This window comes from Paenibacillus ottowii, assembly GCF_050516475.1.
GTDB lineage: Bacteria > Bacillota > Bacilli > Paenibacillales > Paenibacillaceae > Paenibacillus > Paenibacillus ottowii.
This window is the reverse complement of sequence record NZ_CP191577.1, coordinates 238,266-250,822: the sequence shown is the minus strand read 5'-3', so window position 1 is coordinate 250,822 and position 12,557 is coordinate 238,266. Positions and strand designations below refer to the sequence as shown.

Below are 12,557 nucleotides of genomic sequence, written 5' to 3'. Positions count from 1 at the left end.
CCGTTTCAACCGTTTATATGATTTCGCTTTACATAAGCTGAAAAAGCCGTAGTTTCTACATCAACTGTAGAGAACTACGGCTTTTTGTTACCCATATATCCCTAGACCTAAACTCATCCGTTCATGGATCTAAGCGTCCGGCAAACTAGCCAGCGCTATCCATTGGTCTACCTGGTTGTTTGAGCTGCCCACTACCGATTTATTGTCCCGTATTCCGGTACTGTTCTGCCTTCTCACGCATCCCGGCGACGACGGCCTCCTCGGCATTCAGCCCCTTGTCAGCTGCATAGGCGCGAATGTCCTGCGTGATACGCATACTGCAAAACTTGGGACCACACATCGAGCAAAAATGGGCTTCCTTGGCCCCCTCTGCCGGTAGCGTTTCATCATGGTAGGACAAGGCCCGCTCAGGGTCAAGCGAAAGATTGAACTGATCGCGCCAGCGAAATTCAAAGCGCGCCTTGGACAAAGCATCGTCCCGCTGCTGCGCCCGTGGATGACCCTTCGCCAGATCAGCAGCATGTGCCGCAATTTTGTAAGTAATGACCCCCTCGCGGACGTCATCCTTGTTCGGCAAACCTAAATGCTCCTTCGGCGTGACATAACACAGCATGGATGTCCCGAACCAACCGATCATGGCCGCCCCGATAGCTGAGGTAATATGATCATAACCTGGTGCAATATCCGTCGTCAGCGGCCCTAAAGTATAAAAAGGGGCTTCCTTGCAAATCTCCATTTGCAAATCCACATTTTCCTTGATTTTGTGCATAGGGACATGTCCCGGCCCTTCAATCATGACCTGGACGTCATGCTTCCATGCGATCTGCGTTAGCTCGCCCAACGTTTCCAGCTCTGCAAACTGCGCTTCATCATTCGCATCATAGATACTCCCCGGACGCAGACCATCCCCGAGAGAAAAGGCCACATCATAGGTTTTCATAATTTCACAGATTTCTTCAAAATGCGTATACAAAAAGTTCTCCTGGTGGTGTGCCAGACACCAGGCTGCCATAATTGATCCACCCCGGGATACAATTCCGGTCATTCTATTTGCCGTCATCGGTATATATCGCAGCAATACACCCGCATGGATTGTAAAATAGTCCACTCCCTGCTCCGCCTGCTCAATCAGCGTGTCTCGATACAGTTCCCACGTCAGCTTCTCAGCTTCGCCGTTTACCTTTTCAAGCGCCTGATATAGCGGCACCGTTCCAATCGGTACGGGAGAATTCCTGATGATCCATTCGCGTGTCGTATGGATATTACGGCCTGTGGACAGGTCCATGACGGTGTCTGAGCCCCAACGCACAGCCCAGGTCATCTTCTCCACTTCCTCTTCGATGGAGGACGTAACCGCAGAATTCCCGATGTTCGCATTGATCTTTACGTGAAAATGGCGTCCTATGACCATGGGCTCACTTTCCGGGTGATTGATATTGGATGGCAAAATGGCGCGGCCAGCCGCCAACTCCTGCCGTACAAACTCGGGCTCTACCCCTTCGCGGATCGCCGCAAATTCCATTTCGGGCGTAATGATCCCTTGCCGCGCATAGTGCATTTGCGTCACGGTGCGCCCTTGTGAAGCCCGCAGCGGACGGTTGGTCATGCCGGGAAATTCCACTGTCTCCCGTTTGGAACCGGGTTTCAGCCCATTATCCTCCGGCTTGACGGCGCGGCCCTCGTACGCCTCCACATCCCCCCGTTCCAGCGTCCAAGCTCGCCGTAATGGGGGTAAGCCCTGACGGATATCCATCTGATAGGCTTCGTCAGTCATCGGACCACTGGTATCGTACACACGCAGTGGCTCATGATACTCCGTGCCCTGCGGCGTATGGGTGGGATGCAGCGCGATTTCGCGCTCCGGCACAGCAATATCTGGCCGAGAACCTTGAATATACACCTTGCGGCTCCCCGGGAAAGACTTAACGCTACTGGATTGCTCCACCCTTGTCTTCTCTACTTCTGCTGATTTCACTCCTGTTTCCTTCGTTCCTTCTGTTTCCATCGGTTTCATGGTCCATTCCTCCCATTTCGTTGAAATGACACACCGATCCGGAACCATTCCCAGGGTGGCGCTGATCTATGCAAAAAAGCCGGTTCCCCAGGGAACCGGCTAATTAAACGAGCCTGCTATCCAGACAGTACGCACATGGAATAAAGCCTAATGCGTCATCGTAGACAGCAGCTGCGTATACATTTCAATGGCCGATTACTTCCCTACGCTGGTATGATCCAGATCAGGTGCAAAGGGTCCGGAATCTTGCCCGATTCCATCTCAGCCCGCATTACAGGCTCCCCCAGTAACTGTGATACTTTTTTATTCACATGTATTGGCGGCTATAACAGACAGCCCGCCATCTCTATCAGACTACTTTAAATTTATATCTTTGGCAACCCTTGTATGCTGTCTATGGTATTCACTACTACCGTTACGGAAGCATAAGCCCCATTTCCTTGGCCGCTTCAATCAATATTGGAGCAAAATCATGCAACGTCTCGGGTGCAAGTCGACTGACCGGGCCCGATACAGATAAGGCCGCCGCGACCTGTCCCTTTCGGTTCACAATAGGTGCGGCGACAGCTGCTGCCCCTGGCTCACGCTCTTCATAGCTGGTCGCATAGCCCTTCTCACGGATATCTTGCAATTGGGCTTTATAAGCCTCAGGGTCTACCGAAGGCGGCCATTCTTCCCCGCTTAGCAGTACCTCCAACTCCTGCGGCGGCATAAAGGCCGCCAGCACCTTGCTGGAGGCTCCCACTGCCAGCGGCATACGCGCTCCTACAGGCGCAACCCTGCGGATCGCCTGATTGCTCTGCACGGCTTGTATTCGAATACGCATGCTGCCGTCCCGCAAATACAAGCTGACCGTCTCTCCTAAACGATCACGCAGTGCTTCCATTGCTGGCTGTAACAACACCGCCGGCTCATCGCTTTGGGACAGATGCGTGGACAGCTCCCATATACGAAAGCCGAGCTTATATTTTTCCGTTTCGGCATTTCGAACGACAAATCCCCGATCCTCCAACGTAGTCAAAAGACGATGAACAGTGCTCTTATGTAGACCAATTTGGGAGGCAATCTCCGTTAGACCAAGATCGGAATTTGCGGTAAAACACAGCAGTATATCAAGTGCACGCTCTACAGCGCGCACGGTTAATTTACGGTCTTCCATCGTGAACCGCTCCTCTTGTATCCATATTCGTTTCACACTATGAAACATGGTTACATAAATTATATAGAATAGTCGCGGCTACTGTAAACCGATGTTTTTGTGACAACCATATTACAGAACAAGAACAAACATCGACAATTCTTTGCATCATTTTTACTTTTCCGGTGGAGGCGTTGACTTTGGATAATCCCCAGCATACGATAATAGGTATCTATACGGACATACCCTACTATTTTCAAGTGAGTTTATACCTATATTCCTGATTCGAAGATCAATTTTATATAAGGAGGCTCTTACATGATTTCGACATCCCAGCGCAACGCTCAGCTACAGACCGCTGTTCAGGAGCCGTCCACCCCACTCTTTAATCCCCGTCTGCTGCGGTTCAAGCACGTTGTGATTGCTCTGCTGCTGTCGGTCGTATTTTTTCTGTTGTTTTGTTTTATTGCCTTGCACGCTTACATCGCTTGGGTGCTTACGAATCCCACGGTCGCACCATTGTACTCTAATCCGATGCAGGCCAAAGGTATGCCTTATGAGGAAGTCAGCTTTCCAGCCAAGGACGGCAGCCGCATGGTACAAGGCTGGTATATCCCGGCGGATCAATCGCGGAAAACCATTATTTTCAGTCATGGTTATGGGGCTAACCGTGAAGAAAGTTGGATTCCCATGTATGATCTGGCGCATTATGCCCACCGTTTGAACTTTAATGTGGTCATGTTCGATTACGGATTCGCGTCACAAAACAGTAAGGCTGTCGCAACCGGCGGTAAAGCGGAATCCCAACAGCTTCTTGGGGCCATCCAGCTTGCGAAACAACGCGGCTCTTCGGAAATTATCGTGTGGGGCTTCTCTATGGGGGCAGGAACCGCTCTTCAGGCGGGCTTGCAAACCAAGGATGTGGACGCAATGATTTTGGACAGCACCTTTCTGCTGGAACCAGATACGCTATATCACAACATTCACAATCAAATTAATCTGCCGAGACATCCGTCTTTGGAAATACTTGAATTGCTGTTTCCCATCTTGAACGGCACCAGCTTGCATCAGATTCCATATCAGGAGGTTAAAAAGGAGGACTATCCGTTTCCAATCATGTTTGTGCATGGTACACAGGATGAAAAGGCTCCTTACCCGATTGCGGAAAAGCTCGCTGCCAATCAGACCAACCCGCTTTCCAGTGTATGGATTGTCAAAAATGGGTTACATGAGCTCATCTTCAGAGAGCACCCTCGTGAGTATTTACGGCGGGTATCGACATTTTTAAGCAATGTGCAGGAGCTGGAGGACAAGAAAACAGCTAAAGTTTTACAAGGGGGTCCACGATCATTTTAACGAAAAAACACGCCAAGGACATGGCGTGTTTTTTCGTTAAAATGATCAGTGTGATCGTCTAATAGGGGTGGTCTCAGCGATGCTGACACCAAGTATAAAATTAAATGTAACAGTTTATAATTTGATCCGAATCAAGCGACCAGACTGATCAAATTTCCATTAGGGTCCTTTATGATTGCATAACGCTCGCCCCAAGGCGTATCGTTCGGCTCAAGATGCCCTGTATGTCCCCGTTCTTTCAGTCGGCCATATGATTCATCCAGCGCTTCCTTGCTGTCAAACTGGAAAGCAAGCTCCATCCGATAACCGGCAGGCTCCTGCTGGTCACCAAGAATAATCCCCGCTGTTTCCCACGAATCAAAAGCAAGGATAACATCATTATATACTACTTCAACATGTGGTTCTTCATTCGCGCTTTCCGGTATTTCCAAGCCCAAAATCCGATAGAAATCTAAGGACTTCTTCATTTCTTTTACGAAAATCGCAATTCTTTTTAACTTAACTGCCATACTTCACAGCTCCCATCAATGAATTAATTTTACACCTCCATTGTATCGATCATAAAGACTGTTCAAATAGGAAAAAACGGACTCTTTCATCTCTTTCTTATCAAGGCTTTAAAAGACTTTCCATAATAATGCCTAAAAGTATTGGTAAAATGCGACTCATCATAATAGCCATATTTGAGCGAAAGATCTACCAAACTGGAATAACCACCCTGATGAAACTCTTGTAGTGTGCTTTGAAACCGGACAATTCCCAGCATCTCCTTTGGACTTAAGCCGAGCTCCTGATTGAATACCCTTCTAAGCTGGCGTTCACTACAATGAACTTGATTGGCCAAATTCGTTACAGATAGATTCCCTTTGTGGTCATAAATAATCTGCATGCTTTGATACACTAGTGGGGGAATTGCTATATCGCTATCCGCCAGCATCTGAACCAAATGATGCTCGGCAACCGTTAGAATGTCAGACATCGTTTTGGCAGCTAAGATTTCTTCGACCCAATACATTCCTTTAAGGCCCAAGACATCTTCCAAATAGATACGTTCTCCCTTTAACGCCGAAGGGGGGATTTTTAGAATCGAACGAGCTGATTCCGAATATATCCGAATGCCAAATAACGAACGGGCTTCCGAGAACTGCAGTACTTCTGATTGAGTTGTAAGCCCCACCACATAGGCGGCCTTCCGACTGAAGGGAGAAAGAAGATTCACGACAATATCGACACAGCCATCCGGGATAACCCGATGCCCAAGTTTGTCCGGAACAGGACGGAAACCCATTGTCCAAAAAGAAGCCACATGCGATTCCAAGCGAGGACTAGGCGAATATTCCCGACAGTTATACCATGGCTGTAGCAGTTCTGGCTCCAATTTGGGAGAATGAACGGGATGGAACGAATGAGTCATTCTCGATCCCTCCTTGACCAAGTTAATCTGTTATATAATCCACATTATACTGGCATTAAAATGCACTTGTCGAAAATCACCGGATGCTATACTTTTCTCTTCGTAATACTGTTTCCCATTGTTCTGCACAACAGATATGGCCTGATTAAGGAAGTTCATAGACATATTCCCGATGAGGCAGCGAATATACTGGGTACATATGCGTCCAGGACAGATTTGCTGGATAGCCATAGCGGGATACGGGAGGTAAAAAACGATGCTGAGTACTTATGGGTCTTTCCTGCCCTTACGTGTACTGGAGGAAATTCGTCATTGGAAGCAGCAGGAAAGTTGGCATGTAGAAGTGATTAAGTCCGCTACTGAAGGGCTAGAACCTGCCTATGTGCGGCTGCTGGATGATTGGCGTACCGTATTTGAACAAACGGAACGGGCCGCCATAGAGCTGCTTGAAGAGCAACGGAGCGCGCTTGACCCGGTAGAACAAGCATGGCAGCATCAGGAAAAAAAAGTATCGTCTGCTCCCCAAGCTCATACACACCAGCTAGCTGAACCATCAGCACATTCAAGGGGATCAAACACATCAGCAGCTGGAGAGAAGCCGATGTCCGAATTCCCCCTGAATTCACAGCCTGCCTCACAGGAATTAAATCGTCGCCTGGACGATTTGCTGCAAACCGCTAACCGCCAATCACAAGAATATGTACGTCAGCTAGGCTTGCTGACCGAGCACAGTCAAGCATTGCGTCACCAGCCCAAATCCACTGGAGTAGTAATACACGCAGCACATGAAAGCCAGTATTTCCTGATCTCGACAACTCCCTTTCAGGAACCCGGCTCGATTGCGCGAGCTGCCGGGTTGTATCATGTAGCAGCAGAGGGTGAGAATTACCCGGAGGAAGCGTTTCGAGAACGGCAGGCAGGCCTGAGAGGAGAAGGCTCAGAACCAGCTACTAAAGGCGTACAGTCCAGCCAGGCGCAACCTTCGGCAACAGACAAATCCTTAACCAGTCGCCCGGTTCCTATTGGGGGACATCGACTTCCGCCGCTTCCTTACCCCTATAATGCGCTTGAACCCTACATTGATGAAAAAACGATGCGTATTCACCATGATAAGCATCATTTGAGCTATGTGAATGATCTGAATAAAGCGGAAAAGAAGCTGGAAGAAGCCCGAAAAACAGGTGATTTTGACCTCGTAAAGCATTGGGAGCGTGAACTGGCGTTTAACGGTGCAGGTCATTATCTGCATACTCTTTTTTGGACGATCATGAGTCCTCAAGGCGGTGGGAAACCAAGTGGACCGCTGGCTGAGCAAATAAAGAAGGATTTTGGCAGCTACGATGCCTTCAAAAAGCATTTTAGTTCGGCAGCCGAAAAGGTCGAGGGCGGCGGCTGGGCCATCCTGGTGTGGAGTCCGCGCGCCGGACGGCTTGAAATTTTGCAGGCCGAAAAGCACCAGAACCTGACTCAATGGGAGTCTATTCCGCTGCTGGCGATCGATGTGTGGGAACACGCATATTACTTAAAGCATCAGAACGAGCGCAATAAATACATCGAAGATTGGTGGCATGTCGTCAACTGGCCTGAGGTGGAAGCCCGCTACGCGCAAGCCTCCAAGCTGAGATGGCAACCATTCTAAGCTAAAACAAACTACACCTGCAAATCGTATCGCTCTCTGAGCGCTGCCATTTGTTTAGCCAATTCTTCCGGTTGCACCAGCAAGCCAACGGCAGGCAAAATGGCAGCCCGGCTCTCGACTACACGGCGCAGCGATGCTGTGTACGCCTCGACAGATGGCACACCAGCCAGCTCGGCCAGACTGCCCATCGTTGCCGGATTCACCTGGGGATAATCCGGCTGCTGCGCGCCTGCCGGCGTATCCCCGGCTGCCTCCCTATAAAACTGCTGCACCGCCTGCGCGCGCTCTGCTCCATGGCCCTCAATCATCACGAAAGCTGTGATGATATACGCCTTGGCTTGACGCCGCTGCGCAATGCCGCAAAACTTGCGTCCCCCGACGCTCACATCGTAGTCTCCGGGACAGAAGGACCCGACGATTTCTCCGGTTTGCGCCTCGTCAGACCACGGGGCCAGCGCATCGGCAATCAGCCCCGCCATGAGCCGAAAATCCTCATGCAGGCTGATGGCCCGCTGCGGATTCGGCAGGATCAAGGACAGGTTCAGTACCCCCCTGTCCAGCATGACGGCCGCTCCGCCTGAAGGACGCACGCATACCGACATTCCTGAGCTGCGTGCCCGCTCCATCGCCTGTGGAGCGTTGGGAAGCCTGCGGTCCCGGTGACCAATCACAAGCGCCGCCGGATGCCGCCATACATGCAAAATGGGCGCAGCCCCTCTCCCTACTTGCCGGCAAGCCAGCTCCTCCCAAGCCAGCGGAAACAATACATCTTCCTGAGTAGTCGCCAACGGCGCTTCCAACCATTGTAACTCAGGCAATACTGTAGTTGTTTCTGTTGAGCTATGTATATGGTCCATACGTTATCTCCTATCCAATTTTTTTCATTTCATTCTTCACCCAGCGAGCCGTTTTCTCTATTTCTGATGTTAACAAAAAAAGGCGGCTACGCCTATGCGTAGACCACCTTTTTTCATCATATCACACCGTGTTCCATCATTCCTTGATCAGGGACAAGAACTCTGCACGTTGTGCTGCATCACCACGGAATGTACCGCGCACAGCAGACGTTACCGTTTTGCTGCCAGGTTTTTTGACTCCTCTGGCACACATGCACAAATGCTCGCCTTCCACAACGACCATAACCCCATGAGGGGAGACCGCCTCATTTAGAATATCAGCGATCTGTGATGTAATACGCTCCTGTACCTGCAATCGGCGGGTCACTGCCTCCACCAGGCGGGCAAGCTTGCTTAGTCCTACAATTTTGCCGCTGGGAACATAGCCGATATGCACTTTTCCGAAGAAAGGAGCCATATGGTGCTCACACTGACTGTAATAGACAATATCCTTCACGATCACAAGCTCCTCGTGATTCTCGTCAAATGTCACACCCAGCGCATCACGGGGATCAACCTCATAACCCGCGAATATTTCCTCATACATGCGCGCGACGCGTGCCGGTGTTTCCAACAACCCTTCACGCTTGGGGTCCTCACCGATCAGTTTTAAAATCTGCTCCACATGGTACTCGATTTTATCCCGGTTATCCGCAGCTTTGCGGTTAATATAATCTTTTACGCCAGCCACAGTAATCCTCCTCTATGCAAGCAACCTCATGCGGCATCCGTGCTCACGTTGCTCATTATTTCCGACGGCCCTGATTTTTACGCGCACCAGGCTGATTCTTGGAGAACTGTTGGCTCTTCATCATCTGCTGTGCTCTTTGCATCTGTTTCCCATTCAGATTGTACCCCATCTGTTTGGCCATTTTTTGCAGCGTTTCAGGGTCGTTTTGCATTTTTTCAAGCTGTTTACGAAGATAATAAGCACCGATGAAAAATCCCCCGACCAAGCCAACAATCAGGGTAATAATCGGAATGACAATATTCCACACCACGAAGTCGTCACCTCTGTATATTTATATGAAACATCTTGAATTACACGAACCTATCATAGCAAAACATGGGACAGCTAGCAAATTACTTTTTGCAAACATATGTCCTTATTCCTTCTCCAATTCCAGCAGCTTCATCTTGACTGGCAAGCCTCCGGCATAGCCGACCAAGCTTCCATTTGCACCTGATACCCGGTGACACGGAAACAGGATAGGTAATGGATTTTTGTTATTGGCTCCGCCGACGGCACGTACCGCCTTGGCTCGTCCGATCGATTCCGCAATATCTTGGTAGGACACGCTTTGCCCGTACGGAATTTTTTGCAGTGCACGCCATACCTGCTCTTGAAAAGGAGTGCCTCTCAAATCATAGGCTATACTGAATTCCCGTCGTTCTCCTGCAAAATATTCACGCAGTTGTTCTGCAGCTTCGCGCAGCTTTTCCGGCTCCTGCACATAGACATACTCCCCAATCCATGTCCGGGCCCATTGCTGAAGCAATGCTTCCTTCGCATAAAAAGAGCCATAGTCAATTCGGCATAGCCCACGATCCGTAGCACATAGTGTCAACGTGCCCACAGGCGTCTCCATTTCATCATAATAAATCGTAGTTGGGCCCTGTGAATCCTCCGTCTTTAATTCAGAAGATGCTTGCTGTTCTACCTGCTCTTGTTCCTCTAGTTTGGAATGCGCTTGTGCGATCATTTCGCGTACTTGCTCATGTTGTTCCTTCTCTGATGCTTGCTTGATCGCTGTCATAGCGTTCTCCCCTCCTATTCGACTCAAAGCCCACGCCGCCGTGCCTCGCAGCTCGGGACGCGGATCATCCAATAAAACCTCCGTCAATTTGGGCACCGCGCTAACATCCTTGAAATTGCCAAGGCCGATGACGGCATTGCGTTGAATCGGCTTCTTCCCCCGCCAAGCCGCTGCACTTTGACCAAAACGATCTTTAAATTCACGATTGCTCAAATCCAGTAATGGCAGCAGCAACGGCTTTACAATCTCAGGATCGGGTGTAAGCTCAGGATGGTGATCCCAGTTAAGGCCTCGATTTTTGGGACATACGATTTGACACGTGTCACATCCATACAGCCGATTCCCTATTTTCAGCATAAACTCCTCGTCCAAAAAGCCCTTGGTCTGTGTCAAAAAGGACACACACCGCTGGGCGTTCAGCTGTCCCGGACCTACAAGCGCGCCCGTAGGACATGCATCCAAACATTTGGTGCACTCTCCGCAGCCATCCGTTACCGGTTCATCGGGTTGGAAAGGAATGTTCGTCAACAGCTCCCCCAGATAAATCCATGATCCCAGCTTCGGTGAAATCATCATCGTATTTTTGCCGCTAAAGCCAATTCCTGCCCGCTCTGCAACAGCCCGATCTGACAATTCTCCGGTATCCACCATGCTTTTCAACAAGGCATCAGGGACTCGCTCACTTATAAAAGCCTCCAGCTTTTCCATCGCTTCGCGCAGTACCAGATGATAATCCTTGCCCCAGGCAGAACGTGCCAAAATACCACGGTACTTGCCCTTGTCCGACTTCGGTGGGTCCTTCATTTTGGAAGGATACGCCACCGCAATGGCAATTAGCGACGCAGGCTGCGAGCCATACAGCTCCGGATAGATACGCTTATCGATATCAGGCTCCTCAAAGCCGGATTCATAGCCTTTAGCACGGTGCTCTTCCAATATAGCTTTTAGAGACAGAAAGGGGTCGGCGGATGCGAACCCGATGGAGTCAATCCCCAGCCCTGGAGCTGCCTCAATAATTTCCTGCTTGAGCGAAGCCCAAGTCGAAGCCGTTCCGGTCGCCGTCCGAGTTAGTTCGCGTTGCATCCGATACTCACCTCTCTTTCACAATTCTTCATTACAGATATGAGAACGTTGTATCGTTCTCATATATTCAAATTTCAACAGAAAATAGCAGCAGATGCTACCGTAAATTTTTAACAGCACTTGTCGCCAGAAAGTCACAACGATTATTGAGCTCGTTATCACTGTGACCTTTCACCTTCACATATTCAACCTCATGCTTACCCATCAGTTCCCACAATTCTTCCCACAGTTCCTTGTTCTCAACGGGTTGGTTTTTACTGTTGCGCCAGCCATTACGGAGCCAATTCTTAATCCAGCCTTGTTTGAAACAATTGACGACATAGGCGGAGTCACTGTGTACTTTTACACGGCACGGCTCCTTGAGCAGCTTCAGCGCTTCAATCACCGACTTGATCTCCATACGGTTATTTGTCGTCATTTTTTCGGCACCCGACAGCTCCTTGCGATGCTCTCCATACAACAAGATGACCCCCCAGCCCCCTGGACCCGGGTTACCCGAACAAGCACCGTCGGTATATACCATCACTTCTTTCATCGTTCTCTTCCTTTCCTGATCGGGAACCGCTGATCCGTTATAACCCTGATCGGTCCGCGCGGTTCCCCATTGATTTCAGACTATAGCTGCTCTATAGCCACTTCCACTCAGAGATCGGCCAAAATATAAACTCTGCACGTCCCAGTAAATCCTCGGACTTAACGCTGCCAAAATACCGGCTATCCTTGCTTGCAGCCGTATGGCGATTATCTCCCATGACAAAAAAATGCTCTGGCTCCACCGTAAAAGGACCGTAATCACCATCCTCCACGTCCGAGTTGGTGTACGGCTCATTTAGCAGTTCACCGTTCACATACAAATGATTATGCTCAATCCGAATGACATCTCCGGGAATACCTATGACTCTTTTCACTAAAAATCTTGGACTGGACAGTTGGGAATCGGGATCTCTTAAAATCACAATGTCCCCTCTCCCCGGATCATGAAAATTATAAACCAGCTTATTAACGAACAAATGCTGGCTTTCCATTAACGTCGGCTGCATTGAATGTCCTCTAACCGTGGACAAGTTAAATACAAACAGGTTCAGAAGCAGCAAGACGACCATTGCGATCAGCAGGGTGACTAACCAATCGCGTATGTAAGCAGAGCGACCTGCCTGTTTGGACGTTTCCGGTGAAGGCAGCAGGTCTGACGAAGGAGTCAAAGCGTCCATAATTAACCTCCTCAACCCTGTTATAAATAGAAAAGCATATCCCGTACCC

General features: G+C 49.6%; 12 protein-coding genes and 1 riboswitch. Of the genes, 2 read left to right on the top strand and 10 right to left on the bottom strand.

Annotation, left to right across the window (positions count from 1 at the left end; all coding sequences use genetic code 11):
* Positions 1-199: 199 nt before the first annotated feature.
* Both thiC and ACQQ6X_RS01140 read right to left on the bottom strand, forming a co-directional pair.
* Complete coding sequence (gene thiC / locus ACQQ6X_RS01145) at positions 200-2,014, bottom strand: phosphomethylpyrimidine synthase ThiC (protein ID WP_305167706.1); 1,815 nt, start codon at positions 2,012-2,014, stop codon at positions 200-202.
* A gap of 183 nt (positions 2,015-2,197) precedes the next feature.
* A riboswitch (TPP riboswitch) is annotated at positions 2,198-2,309 on the bottom strand.
* 120 nt (positions 2,310-2,429) lie between these two features.
* On the bottom strand, positions 2,430-3,173 hold the full coding sequence (locus ACQQ6X_RS01140) for an IclR family transcriptional regulator (protein ID WP_305167705.1): 744 nt from the start codon (positions 3,171-3,173) through the stop codon (positions 2,430-2,432).
* Positions 3,174-3,470: 297 nt separating this feature from the next.
* Between ACQQ6X_RS01140 and ACQQ6X_RS01135 the strand changes: the two genes are divergently transcribed.
* Positions 3,471-4,508 (top strand): alpha/beta hydrolase, encoded by a 1,038-nt coding sequence (locus ACQQ6X_RS01135; protein WP_305167704.1) that lies wholly within the window; start codon positions 3,471-3,473, stop codon positions 4,506-4,508.
* A gap of 131 nt (positions 4,509-4,639) precedes the next feature.
* Here the strand turns inward: ACQQ6X_RS01135 and ACQQ6X_RS01130 are convergent, their stop codons facing one another.
* Together ACQQ6X_RS01130 and ACQQ6X_RS01125 are read right to left on the bottom strand one after the other, a co-directional pair.
* Positions 4,640-5,017, bottom strand: coding sequence for a VOC family protein (locus tag ACQQ6X_RS01130; protein ID WP_305167703.1), 378 nt, complete (start codon positions 5,015-5,017; stop codon positions 4,640-4,642).
* A gap of 86 nt (positions 5,018-5,103) precedes the next feature.
* Positions 5,104-5,922 (bottom strand): helix-turn-helix transcriptional regulator, encoded by an 819-nt coding sequence (locus ACQQ6X_RS01125; protein WP_305167702.1) that lies wholly within the window; start codon positions 5,920-5,922, stop codon positions 5,104-5,106.
* Between the two features lie 256 nt (positions 5,923-6,178).
* Here ACQQ6X_RS01125 and ACQQ6X_RS01120 point away from each other — a divergent pair, with 256 nt between their 5' ends.
* A complete protein-coding gene (locus ACQQ6X_RS01120) occupies positions 6,179-7,561 on the top strand; it encodes a Fe-Mn family superoxide dismutase (RefSeq protein WP_305167701.1) in 1,383 nt (460 codons plus the stop codon).
* Between the two features lie 11 nt (positions 7,562-7,572).
* Here ACQQ6X_RS01120 and ACQQ6X_RS01115 read toward each other — a convergent pair whose 3' ends face one another.
* From ACQQ6X_RS01115 to lepB, 6 genes are all read right to left on the bottom strand, one after another.
* Positions 7,573-8,418 carry a lipoate--protein ligase family protein gene (locus ACQQ6X_RS01115; protein WP_305167700.1) on the bottom strand — a complete coding sequence of 282 codons (846 nt, stop codon included), beginning with the start codon at positions 8,416-8,418 and terminating at the stop codon, positions 7,573-7,575.
* A gap of 136 nt (positions 8,419-8,554) precedes the next feature.
* On the bottom strand, positions 8,555-9,148 hold the full coding sequence (folE, locus tag ACQQ6X_RS01110; RefSeq protein WP_063211552.1) for a GTP cyclohydrolase I FolE: 594 nt from the start codon (positions 9,146-9,148) through the stop codon (positions 8,555-8,557).
* Between the two features lie 55 nt (positions 9,149-9,203).
* Positions 9,204-9,458 (bottom strand): YneF family protein, encoded by a 255-nt coding sequence (locus tag ACQQ6X_RS01105; RefSeq protein WP_149035396.1) that lies wholly within the window; start codon positions 9,456-9,458, stop codon positions 9,204-9,206.
* A 105-nt stretch (positions 9,459-9,563) separates the two neighbouring features.
* A complete protein-coding gene (queG, locus tag ACQQ6X_RS01100) occupies positions 9,564-11,297 on the bottom strand; it encodes a tRNA epoxyqueuosine(34) reductase QueG (protein ID WP_305167699.1) in 1,734 nt (577 codons plus the stop codon).
* A gap of 97 nt (positions 11,298-11,394) precedes the next feature.
* On the bottom strand, positions 11,395-11,832 hold the full coding sequence (rnhA, locus tag ACQQ6X_RS01095; RefSeq protein WP_063211548.1) for a ribonuclease HI: 438 nt from the start codon (positions 11,830-11,832) through the stop codon (positions 11,395-11,397).
* A gap of 91 nt (positions 11,833-11,923) precedes the next feature.
* Entirely contained in the window at positions 11,924-12,508 is a 585-nt protein-coding gene (gene lepB / locus ACQQ6X_RS01090) for a signal peptidase I (RefSeq protein WP_149035394.1), read from the bottom strand.
* Between the last annotated feature and the right edge of the window lie 49 nt (positions 12,509-12,557).